This window comes from Mucilaginibacter sp., from assembly GCF_028288105.1.
Taxonomy (GTDB): domain Bacteria; phylum Bacteroidota; class Bacteroidia; order Sphingobacteriales; family Sphingobacteriaceae; genus Mucilaginibacter.
Genome location: NZ_JAQBOI010000048.1, coordinates 1 through 23166, shown reverse-complemented (window position 1 = coordinate 23166; position 23166 = coordinate 1). Strand labels below are relative to the sequence as shown.

At 43.7% G+C, this 23166-nt stretch carries 19 protein-coding genes; 3 read left to right on the top strand and 16 right to left on the bottom strand.

What is annotated here, in order from left to right; translation table 11 throughout:
- A partial coding sequence (locus JWQ85_RS03220) for an isocitrate lyase/phosphoenolpyruvate mutase family protein (protein WP_299463849.1) occupies positions 1–440 on the top strand: 440 nt, incomplete at its 5' end.
- Positions 441–448: 8 nt separating this feature from the next.
- Here JWQ85_RS03220 and JWQ85_RS03215 read toward each other — a convergent pair.
- Complete coding sequence (locus JWQ85_RS03215) at positions 449–1288, bottom strand: sulfite exporter TauE/SafE family protein (RefSeq protein WP_299463846.1); 840 nt, start codon at positions 1286–1288, stop codon at positions 449–451.
- A gap of 446 nt (positions 1289–1734) precedes the next feature.
- Positions 1735–2187 carry a hypothetical protein gene (locus JWQ85_RS03210; RefSeq protein ID WP_299463843.1) on the bottom strand — a complete coding sequence of 151 codons (453 nt, stop codon included), beginning with the start codon at positions 2185–2187 and terminating at the stop codon, positions 1735–1737.
- A 49-nt stretch (positions 2188–2236) separates the two neighbouring features.
- Between JWQ85_RS03210 and JWQ85_RS03205 the strand changes: the two genes are divergently transcribed.
- Both JWQ85_RS03205 and dapA read left to right on the top strand, forming a co-directional pair.
- Positions 2237–4075: a UbiD family decarboxylase gene (locus JWQ85_RS03205; RefSeq protein WP_299463840.1), complete on the top strand. Its 1839-nt coding sequence runs from the start codon at positions 2237–2239 to the stop codon at positions 4073–4075.
- A gap of 798 nt (positions 4076–4873) precedes the next feature.
- Complete coding sequence (dapA, locus tag JWQ85_RS03200) at positions 4874–5752, top strand: 4-hydroxy-tetrahydrodipicolinate synthase (protein ID WP_299463837.1); 879 nt, start codon at positions 4874–4876, stop codon at positions 5750–5752.
- Between the two features lie 212 nt (positions 5753–5964).
- Here the strand turns inward: dapA and JWQ85_RS03195 are convergent, their stop codons facing one another.
- The 14 genes from JWQ85_RS03195 to rsmH form a co-directional block, all read right to left on the bottom strand.
- Positions 5965–6141 (bottom strand): histone H1, encoded by a 177-nt coding sequence (locus tag JWQ85_RS03195; RefSeq protein WP_256541026.1) that lies wholly within the window; start codon positions 6139–6141, stop codon positions 5965–5967.
- Positions 6142–6498: 357 nt separating this feature from the next.
- Positions 6499–7743, bottom strand: coding sequence for an aminotransferase class I/II-fold pyridoxal phosphate-dependent enzyme (locus tag JWQ85_RS03190; protein ID WP_299463833.1), 1245 nt, complete (start codon positions 7741–7743; stop codon positions 6499–6501).
- Positions 7744–7882: 139 nt separating this feature from the next.
- Positions 7883–9487: a cell division protein FtsZ gene (ftsZ, locus tag JWQ85_RS03185; RefSeq protein WP_299463830.1), complete on the bottom strand. Its 1605-nt coding sequence runs from the start codon at positions 9485–9487 to the stop codon at positions 7883–7885.
- A gap of 205 nt (positions 9488–9692) precedes the next feature.
- Positions 9693–11042, bottom strand: a complete 1350-nt coding sequence (gene ftsA / locus JWQ85_RS03180) for a cell division protein FtsA (protein WP_299463827.1) — start codon at positions 11040–11042, stop codon at positions 9693–9695.
- 4 nt (positions 11043–11046) lie between these two features.
- On the bottom strand, positions 11047–11973 hold the full coding sequence (locus JWQ85_RS03175; protein ID WP_299463824.1) for a cell division protein FtsQ: 927 nt from the start codon (positions 11971–11973) through the stop codon (positions 11047–11049).
- Positions 11966–13321: a UDP-N-acetylmuramate--L-alanine ligase gene (gene murC / locus JWQ85_RS03170; RefSeq protein ID WP_299463821.1), complete on the bottom strand. Its 1356-nt coding sequence runs from the start codon at positions 13319–13321 to the stop codon at positions 11966–11968. The genes JWQ85_RS03175 and murC overlap by 8 nt, the downstream gene beginning before the upstream one ends.
- 146 nt (positions 13322–13467) lie before the next feature.
- The gene (murG, locus tag JWQ85_RS03165) at positions 13468–14571 is read right to left on the bottom strand and encodes an undecaprenyldiphospho-muramoylpentapeptide beta-N-acetylglucosaminyltransferase (RefSeq protein WP_299463818.1); all 1104 of its coding nucleotides are present in this window, start codon (positions 14569–14571) and stop codon (positions 13468–13470) included.
- Between the two features lie 41 nt (positions 14572–14612).
- Entirely contained in the window at positions 14613–15761 is a 1149-nt protein-coding gene (locus JWQ85_RS03160) for an FtsW/RodA/SpoVE family cell cycle protein (RefSeq protein ID WP_299463815.1), read from the bottom strand.
- A gap of 110 nt (positions 15762–15871) precedes the next feature.
- Positions 15872–17218 (bottom strand): UDP-N-acetylmuramoyl-L-alanine--D-glutamate ligase, encoded by a 1347-nt coding sequence (murD, locus tag JWQ85_RS03155; protein ID WP_299463852.1) that lies wholly within the window; start codon positions 17216–17218, stop codon positions 15872–15874.
- Between the two features lie 89 nt (positions 17219–17307).
- The gene (mraY, locus tag JWQ85_RS03150; RefSeq protein ID WP_256541035.1) at positions 17308–18549 is read right to left on the bottom strand and encodes a phospho-N-acetylmuramoyl-pentapeptide-transferase; all 1242 of its coding nucleotides are present in this window, start codon (positions 18547–18549) and stop codon (positions 17308–17310) included.
- Positions 18550–18559: 10 nt separating this feature from the next.
- Positions 18560–20020, bottom strand: coding sequence for a UDP-N-acetylmuramoyl-L-alanyl-D-glutamate--2,6-diaminopimelate ligase (locus JWQ85_RS03145; RefSeq protein ID WP_299463810.1), 1461 nt, complete (start codon positions 20018–20020; stop codon positions 18560–18562).
- The gene (locus tag JWQ85_RS03140) at positions 20017–22107 is read right to left on the bottom strand and encodes a penicillin-binding protein (RefSeq protein ID WP_299463807.1); all 2091 of its coding nucleotides are present in this window, start codon (positions 22105–22107) and stop codon (positions 20017–20019) included. The genes JWQ85_RS03145 and JWQ85_RS03140 overlap by 4 nt, the downstream gene beginning before the upstream one ends.
- Positions 22104–22514: an FtsL-like putative cell division protein gene (locus JWQ85_RS03135; protein WP_299463804.1), complete on the bottom strand. Its 411-nt coding sequence runs from the start codon at positions 22512–22514 to the stop codon at positions 22104–22106. Before JWQ85_RS03135 ends, JWQ85_RS03140 begins: the two co-directional genes overlap by 4 nt.
- On the bottom strand, positions 22511–23166 hold a 656-nt coding region (gene rsmH / locus JWQ85_RS03130; protein ID WP_299463801.1), incomplete at its 5' end, for a 16S rRNA (cytosine(1402)-N(4))-methyltransferase RsmH. The genes rsmH and JWQ85_RS03135, both read right to left, overlap by 4 nt.

Sequence of the window (23166 nt, the reverse complement as noted above, 5' to 3'; positions counted from 1 at the left end):
AACATTCGGTGGCGCGTATTAAAGCCGCGGTAAAAGCCGCGCGCAGCTTGCCCGATCCATTTATGCTTACTGCAAGGGCAGAGAATTTTTTACATGGCCGTATCGACCTTAAAGATACCATCCGCAGGTTAGAGGCTTATGCCGATGCAGGTGCAGATGTACTTTATGCGCCCGGTTTAACTACATTGGAAGAGGTTGATGCTGTTGTAAGGGCTGTATCACCAAAACCGGTAAACGTTTTGCTGAGCGTGAACAAACCCGATTTTACGTTAGATGCCCTGGCCAAATTGGGGGTAAAAAGAGTAAGTGTTGGTTCATTACTGGCGCGGGTTGCCTACGGTTCGTTTTTTACAGCCGCGCAAGAACTACAGCAGAAAGGCACATTCAATTTTGTTGAAAATGCTATTGGCTACGCCGATATTAATAACATGTTTAAATAGCGGGAGAATTATATTTTCCCGGTGATACCGTTATAGATCATTTGCCCAGCTAAAAAGGTAACCACAATAGCAAATACCCATCTTAACCAGCGAGATGATTTGGTGTGTACTAATATTTTTGAGCCCGTTAAAGCGCCCAGTAAAACGCCTATTACCACAGGCATGGATATCCCCGGGTCGATATAACCGCGCTGCAGATAAACTACCGCGCTGGCTGCCGCCGTTACCCCTATCATAAAATTACTGGTAGTGGTTGATACTTTAAAAGGGATGCGCATAATAGTATCCATAGCAATAACTTTTAATGCGCCCGATCCTATACCCAAAAGACCCGATATAACCCCGGCAAAAAGCATCATAAAGAAACCGCCACTAACACGGGTAACGCCATACGCTATCTGCTGCCCGTTTCCATCCGGGTAACTGCCATAAAGTTTCAGTTTCGCGGCCAAATAGGTGGGTTCACTAATAATGTTCTCGGCCTTTTTACGCAATGACATTAGCGCCGAAAAGATCAATATCACCCCAAATAAAATAGCGATATATTGAATTGGAATATATATGGCAACCAAAGCGCCAACCAAAGCACCAATAGTGGTAGCTATCTCCAGAAACATGCCTAACCGTATATTGGTGATACCCTCCTTTACATATGCCGCTGCCGAACCTGATGATGTCGCTATTACCGAAACCAGCGATGCACCAATGGCATAATGAATATCAACACCCAGTAAAAGAGTAAGCAATGGAATAATAACAACCCCGCCGCCAAGCCCGGTTAATGACCCCAGTAACCCCGCGAAATAGGCACCAATAAGTATTATAACAGTGAAAACAATTACCGACATAGAAGGCAATATATGATTGAGGTTGTAAAAGTAAGATAAGTTTTTTAGAATAGGTTTGAAAGAATATAATTGATATTAGATATTGATGTTTAAGGAGGCACCTACGGAGCCATTGCTTTTGGTTGGTTTCTATAAACACGAGACTCCGCCGGAGTCAAAATAAATTCAGAAAAGATTAATGATAAATCGATATATGATGTATAATAGCTCCGGAGGAGCACCCTGTTTATAGAAACGGAATAACTCTGTCGCAGCCATGCAATATAATTCCTCTTTCGTGTAAAGAAGGCATTTCTATAAACACGAGACTCCGCTGGAGTCAAAATAAATTCAGAAAAGATTAATGATAAATCGGTATATGATGTATAATAGCTCCAGAGGAGCACCCTGTTTATAGCAAACTACCAAAAACGCGAACGGCTCCAGCGGAGCCACCTAATTGAATGTTAATTCACCAACCCAAAGTAATACACCCAAATTATAAAAAACAATTGCAACGGTACTCTAAACCATAAATAGTTGAGGCCATATCCGCAATAATCGGCCCGCTCCAGGTTCACTTTATTTTTGGCGGCATAGATATTGGCAGGCAGCAATACTACCAGAAACAAAATTACAAACCAGGCCACCGGGTACCGTACCTTATTGATCAGCAGGCCTATCGCCGCCAATATTTCTATATATCCGGTTATATAAACAACTGTTTTTTTTAAGGGCACAAATGATGGCAGCATCAACACCATGCCCTTATAAAATTTAAAATGTGCCGTTGCGGCAAATATCAGCATCACGGCCATCGCCAACCGCCCGCAGAAATAATAATCTGGTGGATGGCCGGCAATAAAAGTAGCCAGGCAGCTCACCCCAAATACAGACAGTAAAACTATAAGCGGTTTCATGAGCTAAATATCGTTAAAAACATTAAATGTATAATATCTTTGGGGCTAAATGGGATACAATAGTTTACAGGCCTGCATTACCGATCTGGAAAAGAACGGCCATCTTATCCGTATTAAAGAAGAAGTTGACCCTTACCTGCAAATGGCAGCTATTCATCTGCGTGTTTTTGAACACAGGGGACCTGCCATATTGTTCGAGAATGTAAAGGGCAGCAAGTTCCCAGCGGTATCCAATTTATTTGGTACGCTGGATAGGTCACGTTTTATTTTTAGGGATACATTGGAGAAAATAAAGACCCTAATTGACATCAAAAACGACCCAATAAAGGCCATAAAACATCCTTTTAAGTATGCCAACACGGCACTGACCGCACTATCAGCCCTGCCGATGAAAGTGCGCAAGGATGCGCCTATAAATTTTGGCCGTACCTTGATCAGCGAGCTACCGCAAATAGTGAATTGGCCAAAAGATGGCGGCCCATTTGTTACCATGCCACAGGTTTATACCGAGGATGCCGACATGCCCGGCATTATGAACGCCAACCTGGGTATGTACCGCATACAGATGGCCGGTAACGATTATATACAAGATAAGGAAATAGGACTACACTACCAGCTGCACCGCGGTATTGGTGTGCACCAAACCAAAGCCAATGCAAAAGGCCAGCCACTAAAGGTGAGCATATTTGTAGGTGGCCCGCCAGCGCATCCGGTCGCGGCTGTAATGCCCCTGCCCGAGGGTTTATCTGAAATGACCTTTGGCGGGGCTTTGGGTAACCGTCGGTTCCGTTATTTTTATGACGATGAAGGTTTCTGTATTTCTGCAGATGCTGATTTTGTGATAACCGGCACCGTTATGCCAATGGAAAACAAGCCCGAAGGACCCTTTGGCGACCACCTGGGTTATTATAGCCTGGCACACCCTTTTCCGCTGATGAAAGTGCATAATGTTTATCACCGTAAGGATGCGATATGGTCGTTTACGGTAGTGGGCAGGCCACCACAGGAGGATACCAGCTTTGGGGCATTGATACACGAGATAACCGGCAACGCCATACCAAAAGAGATCCCCGGTTTGCATGCCGTTAACGCTGTTGACGCGGCAGGTGTACACCCTCTTTTGTTTGCCATAGGCAGCGAGCGCTATACGCCTTATGTGAAAGAGCGCCATCCGCAGGAAATTATCACCATTGCCAACCATATTTTAGGCAAAGGGCAATTAAGCCTGGCCAAATACTTGTTCATTGCCGCTAAAGAGGATAACCCTGATTTGGACGTGAATGATATAGGCGGTTTCCTGAAACACATACTGCAACGAATAGATTTGACCCGCGACCTGCATTTTCATACCCGCACTACAATAGATACCCTCGATTACAGCGGCGAAGGCTTAAACAGCGGCAGCAAGGTTGCCATTACCGTTGCCGGGGATATTAAACGCGAGCTTTGGAACGAGTTGCCATCATCCTTTACCCTGCCACGACCGTTTGTAAATTACAAAATGGTAATGCCGGGCGTGCTGGCCGTTGAGGTACCAAAAAATATCCGCACCAGCGATATGCCTTTAATGCTGGAGATCTTGCAGGAGCATTTAGCCGAAGCCGAATTAGGTGGTTTGCCCCTAATGGTTTTATGTGACGATGCCAATTTTACCGCGCAAAACCTTAACAATTTTGTATGGGTAACCTTTACCCGCAGCAACCCAAGTCACGATATTTACGGCATAAATAGCTTTACCGAGCACAAGCACTGGGGCTGTAACGGTCCGCTCATGATTGATGCCCGTATAAAACCACACCACGCCCCGGTTTTAGAACGCGACCCTAAAGTGGAGAAGCTGGTTGATAAAATGGGTGAAAAAGGTGGGGTGTTGCACGGGGTGATTTAAGCGTCCAGAACGTTAGTCTGCATTTTTCGGCATCTCTCATGCTTTGTGTACCGCTATTAATTGGCCCGCTCAATTGCCGCGGGAAGGCTGTTAGTTTTTCGTAGTTGTTTGTTTTTTTTAAGGTACTCAAGAGGGCTTCGCCGTATGTCTTGATACAAAGTAACCAAAAATCAAGTCGGCAAAAAGGCTTCTTTGTCGCACGGGGCCTTTGCCCTGCAAAACGTACAGAACCACGGGCTGGAATCTTTGCCCCACTGGCGTTCGCTCTTTGTCCTCCGCTTCCGCAAAATTTCCTATGCCCTTGCCGCGCACAAGGCCACCATTGTTCTGCCCGTTTTCGCCCGAAGCTGTTTTGCCGACGGGGGAGGAAGAAAATCCGTAAATTAAGTGAATCCGGTTCAGACACCCAACCATGCCGTCATTGCGAGGTACGAAGCAATCTCTTTAGGACAGTTATACACCTTGCATGAAGGATTTGCTCAAAGAGATTGCTTCGTACCTCGCAATGACGCGCGGAAAAGATGCCCCTGCGTTAGGGATTACAGCGGATACCGGCCCTGTGGTTAAGGCCTGTGCAGTATGAGCGCAAAGCCCGGCCGAAGGCAACGCCCAAATATTGACAAAAGAGAAAAAGAATCAAGAAACAAGACACAGATATGCCGGTAATGGGACACTTCTTAGACCCCTTCGCGATCGCTCGGGATGACAAATTTGTTACATCTGCATATTTGCACATCTGCCTATCCGTACATTAAACCACATTTTACTATCTTAGCACCCTTATAATATTTCAAGCACATGAACAAATTTCACGGAACAGGAGTTGCAATGGTCACTCCTTTTCAGGCAGATGGACAGGTAGACTACGACGCTTTAAAAAAGCTGATAGATCACCTGATTGATGGCGGGATAAATTACCTGGTATCACTTGGTACAACCGGCGAAAGCGCCACATTAAGTAAGGAAGAGAAGAAGCAAGTTTTCGCCTTTACTGCCAAGGCCGTGAATAAACGTGTGTTGTTAGTTGCAGGTATTGCAGGTAACAACACCCTGGAAACTGTTGCCGAAATAAAAGCTTTTGATACAACCGGTTACGATGCCATATTATCGGCAAGTCCGCATTATAATAAACCTACACAGGAGGGTATTTACCAGCACTATAAGGCTATTGCCGAAGCTACACCCCTGCCTATAATATTATATAATGTGCCAAGCCGTACAGGCACCAGTGTTGCTGCCGAAACTACGGTTAGGCTGGCTAATGATTTTAAAAACATTATTGGTATAAAAGAAGCATCGGGTAGTTTTGATCTGCTTAACCAGCTTATGCGTGATAAACCCGAAAATTTCCTGGTAATATCTGGCGATGACCCTATAAGCCTGCCCATGATAGCCATGGGTGCTGTTGGTGTAATATCTGTGGTAGGCAACGCGTTGCCAAGGCAGTTTTCTGATATGATAAAAAAATGCCTTAGCGGCGATTATAAAGGTGCACAACCCGCGCATTACAGCATGATAGAGTTTACCCGACTGATGTTTGCCGAAGGCAGCCCGGCGGGTGTAAAATCGGCCCTGAAGCATTTGGGGGTTTGTGGTGATACACTACGTTTACCGCTGGTGCCTGTAAGCGAGAGTGCCGCAGAGGACATAAAAGTGCAGATCGGGCTGGTTGGGTAGTGAACAGCCTGTCATCTTAGTTAACTACGTCATTGCGAGGAACGAAGCAATCTCTTTAGGATAGTTGTACACCTTGCATCAACGAATTGCTTAAAGAGATTGCTTCGTTCCTCGCAATGACGCACGGAGTATGTCCACCATAAAAAAAGTCCGGTTAGCCTTCACTAACCGGACTTTTATTTTAAAGTAAAATAACCTTTCGACTATTTTAATTACGCTTTGTTTTTCGATTCCTGAACTTCAAGACGGATAGACTGCGCTAAGTTTTTTAGGTCTTGCATACCTTTACGAACGCGGGTACCAGCAGCGCTGTTACCTTTGTTATAAAATTTGTCAGCATCAGCTTCAAGCGATGCAACCAGTTCTTTTACTTCAGTAAATTTTTTCATTGTGAGTGCTCCTTTAATTTTTGAGGTTTATTGTTATAATATAAGCTAATCTAAAGGGTTTTTTTTTAAATAAAAACTTTTAATTCATAAAAATAGTGCCTTTAAAGGGGTTTTTTTCCACATTTTTGATTCACAAGGGTTTAAAACTATATTACTTTTTAGCCCCTTAAAAATTCTTGAAATAACACACTCCTTTATTTTTTGCCGATTTATCGCATAACATGCGATAAATTTACCTATCACTTAAAAAAACGTCATAATTATTGCTAAAACCGTACAAATCAATTATTTCACAAAATAAAAAAGACCCGGCAGAATATCTGCCGGGCCTATATATATTATGAGCATGTTAACAAATTAGGCAACCGCCAATTTGTTAACTTTATATTGCCCGTTACTTAATTTTGCAGATACCTCGCTAAAGGCATCCAGCGTGTGTTGTACGTCTTGCAGGGTGTGCATGGCAGTAGGTATCAACCTAAGCATAATAAGGCCTTTAGGGATAACCGGATAAACCACAATAGAGCAGAATATGCCGTGCTTCTCGCGCAGCTCCATGGTAAGGCTTGTTGCCTCGGTGAGGTCGCCTTTTAAAAATACGGGGGTAACCATGGTATCGGTAACACCTATATCAAAGCCCTGCTCAACAAGTCCGTTTTGTAATGCTTTGGCAATTAGCCATAGGTTTTCGCGTAGTTGCGGGTTTAATTTTAACAGCTCGAAACGTTTTTTTAGCCCTATCACCATTGGCATAGGTAAGGCCTTGGCAAATGTTTGCGAACGCATATTGTAACGCAGGAAGTTTATAATTTCGGTATCGGCAGCAATAAAAGCGCCAATACCAGCCATTGATTTAGCAAAAGTACCAAAGTACAGATCAACCCCATCAATACAATCTTGTGCCTCGTGTGTGCCCGAGCCCTTAGCGCCCATAGTACCAAAGCCGTGCGCATCATCAACCAGCAAACGAAACTTGTATCTATCTTTTAAAGCGATAATATCTGTTAGTTTACCCTGCGCGCCCGACATGCCAAAAACCCCCTCGGTTATTACCAGGATGCCGCCGCCAGTTTGCTGGGTCATCCGTTCGGCACGTTCCAGTTGCTTGGCAAAGCTCTCCATATCGTTATGCTTGTACACAAAGCGCTTGCCCATATGCAGGCGAACACCATCAACTATACAGGCATGCGATTCGGCATCGTAGATGATAACATCGTTACGGTCAACCAGTGCATCAATAATAGATACCATTCCCTGGTAGCCATAGTTAAGCAGGAACGCCGCTTCTTTACCCACAAATTCGGCAAGGCCATCTTCCAGTTCTTCGTGATGTTTGGTATTGCCCGACATCATCCTGGCGCCCATTGGGTAGGCCATGCCGTAATCGGCAGCGGCCTGTGCATCGGCCTCCCGTACTTCGGGATGATTGGCCAGGCCCAGGTAATTGTTTAAGCTCCAAACTAAATGTTTTTTACCCTTGAACATCATGTGCGGGTGTATCTCTCCCTCTAAATGCGGAAAAGAAAAATAACCATGCGACCACTTTTGGTGCTGCCCTATCGGGCCGCCCATGTTTTTATTTATCTTATCAAACAGATCCAAAATGTATTTCTATTAGTGTAAATGTGTTGCAAATATAACCGCTTTATAAAAACGGTATTTAAACTTTTTATTATTTTGAATGATAACAAAAAAGCCCCTGCATTGTTGCGAGGGGCTTCATATAATGGGTTTAAATCAATTAGTCAACGTTATCGTGAAGGAAAGAGTTGTTGTTCCTTATCTCTGTTTTACCCTCGCTATCAGGCAGTAAAGAGAACCTCGAGACCTGGCTTTCGTCAGATGCAGGGGTTTGCTGTAAAGCAATTTCTTTACGTTTATAAGCGGGGATATTCTCCAATTCCTGAATATTACCATTGCGCAGTTTCATGCTCAGGTCTTTCAGGCGCATAATACGCTCGCGCGATTTACGCAGTTGCTCTTCTATTGATTCGTCGGTTTTATTTTCATCCGCATTGACCACCTCAGGTTCCGGCTCCGGCTCGGGTGCCTTTACTTCGGCAGCTGCCGGTTCAAAGTTCATAACCGTTTCGGTAACCTTAAAAGTGAACTCAGATGGGTCATTTTCTTCAGTAGCCGGGGTTGAATCGTTAAGATCGTACTTAATAATACCCTTATCGGCGGCATCCTGCTCTTCGGCACGTGCAAACAGGTCAAATAAACCGGTTTGTTTTGGCTCGTCCTTCAGCTTCATGTATGGGTTGGTATCCATTTCGGCATCAGCTTTAACCGGGGTGATAAACTCATTCACCGGTTTTACTAATGGCTCGCTTTCCGGAACCAGCATTGATACAACTTTTTTGTTGCTATTTTCTTTCTCGCGCTCGTCTTTAGTTTGGAAACCTGTTGCTATAATAGTAACAGATAGTTTTTCGCCAAGATTTTCGTCAACACAATTACCCCATATCAGGTCGGCAGCCAAACCGGCTTCTTCCTGTATATAATCGGTAATAATGCTCACTTCATCCATGGTAACCTCTTTAAGGCCCGAGCTGATGTTAAGCAAGATGTAACGTGCACCTTCAATTTCGTTATCTTTTAACAATGGGGATGATAAAGCGCCTTCCACTGCTTTTAAAGCACGGTTTTCGCCTTCGGCAGTACAGCTACCCATTATAGATACACCGCTATCTTTCATTACCGTGCGCACATCCTTAAAGTCGACGTTTATATAACCCGGCAGTGTGATAATTTCGGCAATACCTTTGGCAGCAGTCGTTAAGATATCATCGGCCTGGCCAAAAGCAGAGCTCATGGTTAGGTTGCCGAAGATCTGGCGTAACCTGTCGTTTGATATCACCAGGAAAGAATCTACATATTTCTTCAACTCTTCCATACCGGCATCCGCCTGCATTTTACGGCGTTTGCCTTCAAAAGAGAAAGGAGTTGTGATGATACCTACAGTAAGGATATCCATTTCGCGTGCTGCTTTGGCAATGATAGGGCTTGCGCCTGTACCGGTACCACCACCCATACCTGCTGTAATGAACAGCATTTTGGTGTTAGAACCAAGCATTTGCTTAATATCGTCAATGTTTTCTATAGCAGAATTTTTACCTACTTCGGGTATCGAACCGGCACCCATACCTTCGGTAAGGCTTGCACCCAACTGAACCTTGTTAGGGATAGGGCTTAGCTCAAGCGCCTGGGCATCGGTGTTACAAATTATAAAGTCAACACCGGTAATTCCTTGCCTGTACATATGGTTTACCGCGTTTCCGCCGCCGCCGCCAACACCAATTACTTTGATGATTGACGATTTTTCCTTTAACATCTCAAACTGCATAATCCTTATTTTCAGCTATGTATATTCTGGTGAATAGATAGTTTTTCTTATTGTAATATTATGACTTTTTCCACAAGGTTTATCCACAAATGTCAACAATGTGGAAAAGTTCCCGGTTGTGAATAAATAAGCGAACAGTGTATTGGTGAGTAGTGAGTGGTTATTGGAATTCAACTACTCACTACTCACTTAATCAACCATTCTCTTACTTCAAAAAGTCCTCGTCTTTTATATCGTCCTTAATAAATTTTTTGCCCGATTCCAGTATTTTACCCAATAAACCAAACTTCCTGTCGTCGGTATATTTTGTTTTTTCGGCCTTCACAGAAGCTGCCTCGGGCACCTGGGTTAAGCCGTTATATTCCATTTTCTGGATACCTTTTATCAACAGGCCAATACCTGTAGCAAAGGTTGGGCTTTGTAACTCTTCGTATATATTTTTAGGCAATACTTCGTTTTTGGCCAGGTGCTCGTTAGGGTAACCTACGCGGCAATCTAAACCTGTTACATATTCAATTAACTGGGTTAAGTGCTTTAACTGCGCGCCACCACCGGTAACCACAATACCTGCTATCAGTTTCTTTTCGTAACCGGATGATTTGATCTCGTAGTACACATGTTCTACAATTTCTTCCATACGTGCCTGTATCACAAAGGCCAGGTTTTTAACCGAGATCTCTTTTGGTTCGCGGCCACGCAAGCCCGGTACGCAAACTATTTCGTTCTCTTTGTTCTCTTCTGCCAATGCCGAACCAAACCTTACCTTCAGCTGCTCTGCAATGTTGCGCATTACTGAACAACCCTCGCGGATATCTTCAGTTACACTATTTCCACCAAAAGGGATAACCGCTGTATGACGGATGATACCTTCATGGAAAATAGCCACATCTGTTGTACCGCCACCTATATCTACTAAAACTACACCGGCTTCTTTTTCCTCGTCACTCAACACAGATTCTGACGAAGCCAAAGGCTCCAATATTAATTCCTGGCTTTCCAGTTGGGCTTTGTTAACACACTTAACAATATTTTTAATGGCAGTTACCTGGCCGGATATGATGTGGAAGTTGGCTTCCAAACGTACACCTGCCATGCCTATAGGGTCTTTTACGCCCGGCTCATTATCTACCGTAAACTCCTGCGGCAACACATGGATGATCTCTTCACCCGGGGGCATCACCAGGTTGTACATATCTTCAACCAGCTTGTCAATATCCTTGCGGCCTATTTCCGAGCTCAGGTCCTTACGGGTAATTAAACCCCTGTGCTGCAAACTTTTTATATGCTGACCGGCTATACCTACGTTAACTATCCTGATCTCGACATTTGATTGCGTACCGGCAATATCAACCGCAAGGGTAATACCCTGTACAGTTTTGTCAATATTTGATACCATGCCACGCGTAACACCAGCCGATTCGGCCTTACCTATACCCAATACCTCTATTTTACCGTTTTTGCTCCTACGGCCAACTATCGCGCAAATTTTAGTGGTTCCTATATCAAGGCCTACTACAATTGGCGAACTTTTTTCTTGTGTTGAACTTTTGTCCATATAATTAGTTTTTAATAGATGTCTTCTCTTTTGTGTTATCTAATACCGGCGCCGCATCACCCCTGCCGGTTGTATCTTGTTTAAATGCATTGATCGTAGCTTTCTTTACCGAATCGGCCATAAACTCCTTACGGCGTTTAAGCGAATCAATCAGGGTTTCGTTTCTTACCCCTACAACCTGGTTATAATATTTTATGTTGATAAGCTTATAAGCATCCCAACCAACCAAAGGCAATGCCTGTTTATAAAATACTTTAAGGTTATTAAATTTTACCTCCAGCGAATCGGCATTGCCCAGCAAAATGCGCTGGTTACCAACACGTGGTATCAGTTCTATCTCGTGATCCTGGTTCACATAAAGCTGTGCTATCTGCGCATCCCAAAGCGAATCTTTCCTGATAAAATCGACCGTTTTAAAGATCTCTTTTGCCAGCGCTGTGTGTAACGAGTCTACCTTATTGGCAAATAGCTCATCTATATAACCATTCACCACCAATACCCTCGCGGTAAAGTTTTGCGACAGCGGCATTTTTAATCCATGCTGGTCCACATAAAAATCCTGATCGAACCGGTTCATGATACGCAGTATAGGCTGACGCTGGCTTACCTCTACCTGTATGGTGCCATCCATCTCTACATATACCTTCGCAAACTCAACAAAGGGATTATGCCTCAATTTGTTTTCGAGCGCGTGTATATCAATACGCTGCACCTTACGGCCAATAAGCGAATGGCTGGTGGTTTGCAATATGTTATCTATCTCCTGTCTGTCAATAAAATATTGGTTACCCGGTATATAAACCTTTACCTTTTTGCAAACCAGCTCAGATTTTTTTACCTCAATGAAACTCATAAGCACCACCAGGCCGGCCAGGCTAACAAGCCAGCCAAAGCCAATAAGCAGCGGTTTCCATATGCGTTTCTTAAACATTTTCTAAAACTTGTTTTAGTGGTAAAACCAAAGTATCTATATCGCCCGCACCTACCGTTAAAAGCAATTCAGGTTTTTCAAGCTGTACAATCTCAACGCTTTCCTGCTTCCCGCAGATGCGCTTATTGGCCAGTTTCATCCTGCTTAGTATCATGTTGCTATCTACCCCCTCTATCGGCAGCTCGCGCGCCGGGTAGATATCTAACAGCAATAATTCATCAGCCATATCCAGCACTTCGGCAAAGCCATCGGCAAAATCTCGGGTGCGGGTAAATAAGTGCGGCTGAAAAATAACCGTCAGCTTTTTATCAGGATATAACCTTTTAACCGATGTTATGGCGGCCCTTAATTCTTCGGGGTGATGCGCGTAATCATCAATATAAATTGTATCACTATTCTTTACAACGTACTCAAAGCGTCGTTTAACCCCTTTGAACGAACCTAATGCCTCGTGGATAGCATTGGCTGATACTTCTACATGCAGGGCCGCTTCAATTGCTGCAACAGCGTTCTCTATATTATGCAGGCCTGCTATACCCATTTTTATATTGGGGATGCTGGTGCTGCCATCGTTAAAATCAAAATAGAAGTTTCCTTCTTCGATACGCACATTGGTTGCCATAGCCTGCGCCTCATCGTTCATGGCGTAGGTAAAGCCCTCGCCCAATGGCAAACCTTTACGGTAAATAAGCGTGCCACCCTGTTTTATCTGCGAAGCAAATAGCTTAAACGATTCTTCCAGTTTGGAATGGTCGCCGTAGATGTCCAGGTGATCGGCATCCATGGAGGTGATAATAGCAATATCCGGGTGCAGGGTAAGGAAAGAACGGTCGTACTCATCGGCCTCAACCACTACAATATTGTTATTACCGTAAAGCACATTGGTTTGATAGTTTGACGATATACCACCCAAAAACGCGGAGCAATCTTTGCCCGAATCTTTAAGGATATGCGCTATCATACACGATGTAGTGGTTTTACCATGTGTACCCGCCACCGCGATAGTGAACATGCTTTTACTGATCAACCCCAATACCTGCGAACGTTTCTGCAGATCAAAACCCTTCCTGCGGAAGAAGTTCAGGATCTCGGCATCTTTTGGAATAGCAGGCGTGTAAATTATTAAAGTACCCGCATCTAACTCCTGGAAACTCATGGGGATCCAATCGGCCCGGTCCTCGAACACTACACAAATACCTTCGTTATGCAGGTCATCGGTTAAAGGCGTGTGGGTTTTATCGTAACCGCAAACAACACAGCCTAAATGATGGAAATAGCGTGCCAGGCCGCTCATGCCTATGCCGCCAATACCTACCAGGTAAACTCTTTTTATGTTGTTTAATTCCATTTGTTTTGTTTTTTAGTGAGCGGTTTTTAAATCATTCATTAACTATTTACTTAATCACTATTCTCTATTCACTACCTTACTACTCTCCAATTACTAATCAATTAATTACAAAGTCTCCCGTCCGCGTTGCGGACGGAAAGACTTATTTAATTGTTGTTTGTTATTTGGATAACCTCTTTCGCAATTACTTCATCGGCATTTGGCAGGGCCAGCTTACCAATGTTATTGCTTAATTTTTTTTGTAACTCATTATCATTTAAAAGCGCAAGCGCTTTATCAATCAGTTTTGCTTCTGCATCCCTATCGGCAACAAATAACGCGGCATTTTCTTCTACCAATGCCAGCGCGTTCTTAGTCTGGTGATCCTCGGCCACGTTTGGTGATGGCACCAGTATCACCGGTTTTTTTATCACACAAAGCTCGGCTATAGTGCCTGCCCCTGCCCTTGATATTACTACATCCGCAGCGGCATAAGCCAGGTCCATACGGTTCAAAAACTCAACCACGCAAATATCCGGGTGGCGGTTTGGGCCTAATTGCTCTATTATATTTTTGTAATAGAACTTGCCTGTTTGCCAAATCACCTGCACATCGGCAGCAATAATTTTATCAATGCCCGCCAGTATGCTGTTATTCAAAGTACGTGCACCAAGGCTGCCCCCGGTTATCAGTATTGTTTTTTTGAACGATGACAGCTTGTAAAGCTCCAGCGCCTGCATATGTTTACCGGCAATATTTACCGACTCCTTACGAATAGGGTTGCCGGTTTTGATGATCTTATCAAAGGGGAAAAATTTCTCCATCCCATCAAAAGCCACACATATTTTTTTTGCCTTGGCACCTAACCATTTATTGGTGATACCCGCATACGAGTTTTGCTCCTGTATCAGCGTTGGTATCCCTCTTAATGATGCCGCATATAATAAAGGCCCCGAAGCATAACCACCTACACCAACCGCGGCATCGGGCTTAAAATCTTTTATGATCTTAATGGCCTTACGTACACTATTCAATAGCTTAATAGGGAACATCACGTTCTTCCAAAGGGATTTACGTTGTATGCCCTGTATATCAAGCCCAATAATTTTATAACCCGCCGCAGGAACCTTTTCCATTTCCATACGGCCGCTGGCGCCAACAAACAAGATCTCGGTATCAGGATCAAGCTTTTTCAAAGCATTGGCAATAGCAATAGCCGGGAAGATATGCCCCCCTGTACCGCCGCCGCTTATGATTATTCTTTTTGCCATTCCTGTTATCTTATCTCTTGGTTCTTGATTCTTATTTCTAATTATTGCGCTACACTTATTTCGCCTACTACAACTTTCTTCGGTTCGTCAATATCACGGCTTACCGATAGTATAATACCAAACGCCACACTTGTAAACAGCATAGATGTACCACCCATACTTACAAACGGCAAGGGCACCCCTGTTACCGGGCCTAAGCCCACCGCCACCGCCATGTTGGCAAATGCCTGTATAGTTAAACTAAAGCTTAACCCTGCGGCTAATAATGCCCCAAATGCCTTTGGCGCTTTGGTTACAATTTTTATGCATCGATATAGCAGGAACAGGTAGATGGCTACTAATGCGAAGCCTCCTATTAAACCATACTCTTCAACAATGGTTGCGTAAATAAAATCCGAATAGGGGTGCGGTAAATAGTTACGCTCGGTACTGTTACCCGGGCCTTTCCCCATTATACCACCTGTAGCAATAGCTATCTTAGAGTGATCTGACTGGAACGACTTATCTGGATTAGCCAGTTCGGGGTGCATAAAGGCGTGGATCCGCGAAATGTATGTGGTACGGCGCGGACCTAAAAGCACAACACCGGTTAACAAAATCGCCCCTGCCAAACAAACCACAGCAATTTGCTTAATACTGATACGGCCTATAATTAACAATAAAATACTTACCCCAAACAACATCAACGCGGTTGAAAGGTTAGCCAATGCGATCAATATAAACACCACACAAACCGAACCCATGATAGGGATGAAAGAGTTTTTTACATCCTTTATGTTTTCCTGCTTACGCGATAGCGTACGTGCCAGGTAGGTAATTAAAGCCAGCTTAGCCAAATCGGATGTTTGAAAAGTTAAGCCTGTACCGGGGATAGAGATCCACCTGCTGGCATCGTTTACATGGTTACCAAATATTAATGTATACAGCAATAAAGGGATAGTAATAACCATCAGTATTTTTGAGATACCGGCATAGTAACGGTAATCCAGCCTGTGCGAAATGTACATGAGCGCTATACCGCCAATAACCATGGCCAGGTGTTTCATCAAAATAGATTCGGCACCAACACCACGCTTATAGGCAAGCGTGCCTGTTGAGCTATAAACAGCCAGCAATGATATAACCGAAAGCAATATGACGATAAGCCATATCCAGCGGTCCCCTTTTACGTTACTGAGTATTTGATTCATAAGCCCCCTCTAAATCTCCCCCGATAGGGGAGACTTTTATTTAATTGTTAATCTTTTTTCATTTAGCCTTTTTAAGCCCTCTCCTTCGGGGAGGGTTTGGGTGGGGCTAACTACAACTCCTTAACAGCATCTTTAAACTGTTTGCCCCTATCTTCATAGTTCTTAAACAGATCGAAACTTGCGCAAGCGGGTGATAACAATACGGTATCGCCTTTAGTAGCTAAATGATATGCTACCTGTGCCGCTTCGGCTGCCGATGATGTGTTTACTATCACTTCCACATCATCTTCAAAAGCATCATGAATGCGCTTGTTATCTTTACCTAAACACACAATGGCTTTTACCTTTTGCTTAACCAATGATTTAAGCATACTGTAATCGTTGCCTTTGTCAACGCCACCCAATATTAAAATCACATCACTGGTCATGCTTTCCAGCGCATACCAGGTAGAGTTTACGTTGGTAGCCTTAGAATCATTGATAAAGCTGATGCCCGAGATCTTTCCAACCGACTCCAGTCTGTGCTCAATGTTCCGGAAGTTACCCATGCTCTCTCTCATCGTTTCGTTGCGTAGCTCAAGCACCTTGGCAACAATACCTGAAGCCATTGAGTTGTAGATGTTGTGCTTACCCTGCAGGGCCAGTTCATTAATTGACATTTGAAAATGTTCTTGGTGTACGTTTATGACAATATTGTCTTGATCGAGATATGCTCCCCTTGTAATCTTTTTTTGTATTGAGAACGGCAATTGCTGCGCCTCAATCTTCTTTCCTTCCATCACCTTTATTGTCTCTTCATCATCTGCACAATAAATAAAATGATCGGCACCGGTTTGGTTCTGCGTAATCCTGAATTTAGATGCCGCGTAGTTTTCCAGCTTGTAATCGTACCTGTCCAAATGGTCGGGTGTAATATTCAGTAATACCGCTATATCCGCTTTAAACTGATACATATTATCCAGCATAAAGCTGCTTATCTCCAGTACGTAGTATTCAAACTTTTCGGTAGCCACCTGGTAAGCAAAGCTTTTGCCTATGTTACCTGCCAGGCCTACATTTAAACCGCCGTTTTTAAGGATATGATAAGTAAGGCTGGCGGTGGTTGTTTTACCGTTAGAACCTGTTATACATATCATTTTGGCATTGGTGTAGCGCCCTGCAAACTCAATCTCGGATATCACCGGGATGTTGTTCTCTACCAGCTTTTTCACAATTGGCGCTTTATCCGGTATGCCCGGGCTCTTTACCACTTCAGCCGCTTTTAATATCTCGGCTTCGGTATGGCCGTTCTCTTCAAACTTTACATTCCAGTCTTTCAACTGTTGTTTGTAATGATCTGCAACCTGCCCAAAATCAGAAACAAAAACATCATAACCCTGCTGCAAAGCCAGGTATGCCGCCCCAACACCGCTTTCGCCGGCGCCAAGAATGCATAGCCTCACCCCAGCCCTCTCCAAAGGAGAGGGAGTTGTTTGGGTTGATATGTCTTTGTTATCGTTCACTTATTCTTTTGTCTTGTATCTTGATTCTTATACTCTTGATTCTCTTACCGCAGCTTCAGCGTTATCACCGTTATTATAGCCAGCATAATGCAAATGATCCAGAAACGGGTTACGATCTTGGATTCGTGGAAGCCTTTCTTTTGATAATGGTGATGCAACGGTGCCATCAGGAAGATCCTGCGGCCTTCCCCATATCGTTTCTTGGTAAATTTGAACCAGCTTACCTGCATAATTACCGACAGGTTTTCCACCAGGAATACACCGCATAGTACCGGCACCAATAATTCCTTCCGGATAATAATGGCGAACACCGCTATGATACCGCCTATCGCTAAACTGCCCGTATCGCCCATAAACACTTGAGCCGGGTACGAATTATACCAAAGGAAACCTACACAGGCCCCTACAAACGCGCCGGCAAAAATTACCAGCTCGCCCGAGTTGGGGATATACATAATATTCAGGTAATCAGCTATCAGCGTGTTACCGGATACGTAAGCCAGTATGGCTAATGTTAATCCTATAATAGCAGATGTACCTGTAGCCAATCCGTCGATACCATCAGTAATATTTGCACCGTTTGATACTGCTGTTATAATTACAATTACAAACAGCATAAATACCAGCAGGGCGTATTGCTCGTAACCGTGCCCTATAAATTTTAATACCTTGGCGTAATCAAACTCGTTGTTCTTGTAGAACGGCATGGTGGTTTTTGTCGATTTTACATCCTGCGTATAAACCGGCTTATCACCGCGCATGTGAAAATCAACCGGCACATCGTACTTAACCGGCAGTTTAACTTCCTGCCTTATAGTAATATTGGTATGGAAATACATAGTCCACCCAATAATAAGCGCCAAACCAACCTGTCCGGTTATTTTAAACTTACCTGCAAGGCCTTCTTTGTTCTTTTTAAATACTTTGATATAATCATCAAGGAAACCTATAAGGCCTAACCAAATAGTGGTAACCAGCATCATTATGATGTAGATATTATCAAGTTTGGCAAACAAAAGTGTTGGGATAAGTATGCCTAATATGATAATGATACCCCCCATTGTTGGTGTACCTGATTTTTGCATCTGGCCTTCTAAACCCAGGTTACGTACGGTTTCGCCAACCTGCTTAAAACGCAGATAATCTATCAGCCTGCGGCCATAAACAGTAGTTACCAATAACGATACTATTACCGCCATAGCCATACGGAACGTGATGTATTGGAATACACCTATCCCCGGGATACTGTAGTTTTTATTTAAATAACTAAAGAGGTAATATAACATCAGTTTAGTTTTATTTCATTTCTTTAAATTGTTCCAGCAACTCTTCCATATCATCAAAGTGGTTTTTCACACCATTTATCTCCTGGTATTTCTCGTGGCCTTTACCGGCAAGCAGAATAATATCTCCCGGATGCGCAAACATGCAAGCGGTTTTAATAGCCTCGCGCCTGTCGGCAATGCTTACGGTGTGGCGTTTAAATGCCGGGTCGATACCTGCTTCCATATCTTTTATGATCTGGCCCGGGTCTTCGGTACGCGGGTTGTCTGATGTCAGGATCACTTTATCGCTCCACTCGCTTGCAACCTTTGCCATAATCGGGCGCTTGGCTTTATCCCTGTCGCCGCCGCAACCAATAACGGTTATTACTTTTTCGCTTCCCTTACGGATATCGTGAATTGTGCTTAACACGTTCTGCACGGCATCCGGCGTGTGGGCATAATCAACAATACCTATTACTTTGTTTGGCGCTACGATGTATTCAAACCTGCCTTCGGCACCGGTCAGTTTACTTAGGCTCACCAGTACTTTCGACCTATCCTGCTCCAGCAACATGGCTGTGGCATAAACCGCTAATAAATTGTAGGCATTAAATGTGCCTACCAGTTTAAACCAAACTTCCTCATTATCAATATTCAGCAGCAGGCCACCAAACTGGTTCTCTACTATGCGGGCCTTATAATCGGCCATGCTTTTTAAGCCGTATGTTTTTTTATGTGCCGCTGTATTTTGCAGCATTACATTACCATTCTTATCATCGCCATTGGTTAAAGCGAAAGCGCTTTTTGGCAGGTTATCAAAAAATGCCTTTTTGGCTTTCAGATAGCTGTCAAATGTTTTGTGATAATCTAAATGATCGTGCGTAAGATTAGAGAAGATCCCTCCCGAAAAGCTTAAACCATCTATACGGTGTTGCGCTATAGCATGTGAGCTTACTTCCATAAAGCAATAATCGCAGCCTTCGTCCACCATGTCGGCCAGCAGCTTGTTAAGCGCCACCGGGTCTGGTGTGGTGTGGGTTGCAGGGATAACGCGACCGTTCACCTGGTTCTCTACAGTTGAAAGCAACCCGCACTTATATCCCATATCGCGGAATAGCTTATATAATAATGTAGCAATAGTAGTTTTACCATTAGTACCGGTAACGCCAACTAATTTGAGGTTTGATGATGGGTTTTCGTAAAAGTTAGCCGCAAGCGTAGCCAAAGCTTTAGCAGAATTGGCCACCATTAAAAAATCAACTTCGCCGGCTGTATGGGCAGGTAATTCTTCGCAGATGATAGCGATTGCGCCATCTTTTATGGCTTGCTCGATGTAATCGTGCCCGTCAACAACGGTGCCTTTAACGGCTACAAACATACAACCCGGCACTACCTGTCGCGAGTCGAAAACAACTGCAGATATTTCCACATCAGCACTTCCTTGCAGTTCGGTAAATGCCACCCCCTCTAATATATCGCTCAAATATCTCATTGCAGTTCTATTGTTATTTTTGAACCCTTAGGTATAAGGCTTCCGCCGGTTACCGATTGCGTGGTGACCGTGCCGCTGCCTTTTACCGTTACTTTATAACCTGCATTTCCTAAAGAGTAAAGCGCATCGCTTAAACCCATGCCGGTAACATTTGGTACTGTACCTGTTTTGTACTTATTATCCTCAAAAGCAATCCCACTGCTGGTATCAATTCCGTTTGGCGTAGCAGATGCATATAATGGTTTTACACCCAATTTATCGTACACCTTTTTAAGCGCTTTAAGGTTGCCTTGTTTAAACTTGGGCAACGTTGTATTACCTATTAAATGTGCAGGGGTTTGGTTCACCTCCATATCGCTTGCATAGATCCTGTCGGCAATTTCCCTGAAAGCAGGCCCCGAAACGGATGCTGCATAGTAACCGTTTTTAGGGTCGTTAATAACCACTATTAATGAATATTTTGGATGATCTGCCGGGAAGTACCCGCAAAAAGATGCCTGGTATTGCTTTTTAGCTTTGTACCCCTTATTAGCATCTGCTACTTGCGCGGTACCGGTTTTACCGGCTATTTTATATAGCGGGTTATAAACATACTCTCTGCCACTACCCTCAAGAACAACGCCTTCCAGCATTTCCTGCATCTTTTTCAGCGTTACATCAGAGCATATTTTTTCATTTACTACGCGCGTTTGAAAACGCTCTACCGTATTACCTAACCTGCGTATCTCTTTTACAAAAACCGGCGTTACCAGCTTACCATTATTTGCAACAGCATTATAAAAGCTTAACATTTTTAATGGCGTTAGCTGCATTTCGTAACCATAAGCCATTTGTGGCAGGGTCATGTTTTTGTTCCAACTGCGGTTGCCTGGGTTTTTCACTACAGGCTGTGCTTCGCCCGGTATTTGCAGTTGCATTTTTTCATTCAAATGCCAATCGTATAAATGATCGGTAAATTTCGACTGATCATTTTTATAACTGGTGTTCACTAAGTAAGCAACTGCCGCGTTTGACGACTTTTCGAACGCTTTTTTTACCGATACCCGGCCAATGCTTCCGTGCGAATCTTTAATAAGATGGCCCGGAATAGGATATTCACCGGTATTAACCATAGTGCCGGTATCTACCTTATTGTCTTCCAGCAAGGCCATGTACGATGCCAGTTTAAAAGTAGAACCCGGGTCCTGGTTACCTGCAATAGCATAATTAAACTTCTCTTTAAATGTACCATCGGGCATACGGGTGTAATTGGCAACAGCCCTTACTTCTCCTGTAGCTACTTCCATTAAAATAGCTGTACCATGATCAGCCTTGGTAAATATCAACTGCTTTTCCAGGGCGGTTTGCACCACATCCTGCATATTCACATCAATGGTTGATATAATATCAGCACCTTCTTTTGGGGCTATCTCGTCATCATCGTTAACCGGCATCCAAACGCCACCCGCCATACGGCGCTCTAAACGTTTGCCACTTTCGCCATTTATATAGCTGGCGTATGCACCTTCAAGGCCTACACCATTTTTCACATTCTCATTTTTATAACCAATGGTACGCTCTGCTAAAAAGCGGAACGGCCTGATGCGTTTATTTTGCTGCACCACAATTAACCCGCCTTTATATTTACCCAAATTAAAAATCGGGAATTTGCGGATCTCCTTTAACTCGTGATAAGTAACCTTGCGCCTAACCAGTTGATAGCGCGAACTATCCTTGCGGGCATCGCGGAAGATCCTCGAATATTCGCGTGCCGATTTATCGCCAAAAAAGCCGGACAATTTCATGGCCAGCGAATCTATCTTTTCGTTAAAGATCTTATCGTTTTCTATACCTCCGGCCAGCATATCCATACGCAGCTCATACTCCGGCACTGATGTTGCCAACAGGCTGCCATCTACCGAAAATATATTACCCCTGGCCGCCTCAATATTTTTGTACCGTGTAGACTGGACTTTTGACATGGCCTGCCATTTTTTACCCTGTACAAATTGAACACGGCAAAGCTGGAATAACACCGCTGCTGCAAACAGAAGGATCAACCCAAACGCAAGGTAAACCCTTAACAGTATGTTGGTTCTGATACTCATTCCTGTACGTCCTCCTTTACCGTTATCTTTTGTGGCGGCTGCTGCGATTCCTTAATACCTAATGTATCGGCACGCTTTGCCACCTCGGTCAATGTACTTTTAAAGGCCAGGTCAGCTTTGCTGCTTTTATACTCCCAGCTTAGCTCTTTAACCTCTTTACCTATTTTATCAATATCACGTATGTTGTTTTCAGATAAGTGCCTGTTACCTATATATAACATCCCCAAAAAAGCCACGTACAATATAAAAGGCAAAGCATGGGTAGCATCATCAGTTGTAATGACCCCATTTTTTAAGAATTGCGTTAAAAAGTTATCGGGAATTTCCTTCACAGGCTTCTCTTCCACAACAAGTCTTTGCTCTTCTAACTCTTCCTCCGGAATTTCTGTACGCAAACGATTTGTCATTTTTTTACAGCTATTCTTAGTTTAGCACTACGTGCCCTATTATTCATACTTATCTCTTCGTCGCTTGCTATAATAGCACCGCGACTAACCGCATCAAACGGGCGGTTGTTATTCCCGTATAGATCCTTCTCTACCTCGCCGCTAAATTTGCCTTTGGCGATGAAATTTTTTACCAGCCTGTCTTCCAGCGAATGGTATGACATTACTACTAACCTTCCGCCCGTTTCCAACACCTCTGACGTTTGAATTAAAAAATCTTTCAATGCCTCAAGCTCTTGGTTCACTTCAATACGTAATGCCTGGAACACTTGCGCCAGGTATTTATTTTCTTTTCCTTTCGGGATGCGATTCACGATGGCATTTTTCAGATCGGCTACAGTAGCTATAGGGGCGTTTAGCCTTGCGGTTACAATAGTATTAGCTAATGATTTGGCGTTTTGTATCTCACCGTAAATACCGAAAATGCGATGCAGTTCGGCCTCGGTATAATTGTTAACTATTTCTTTAGCGCTTAATTCGGCTGATTGGTTCATGCGCATATCCAGTTCAGCATCAAAACGAATTGAAAACCCGCGCTCGGCCTGATCAAACTGATATGATGATACGCCCAGGTCGGCCAGTATACCATCAACAGGCATGGCCCCATGCAAGC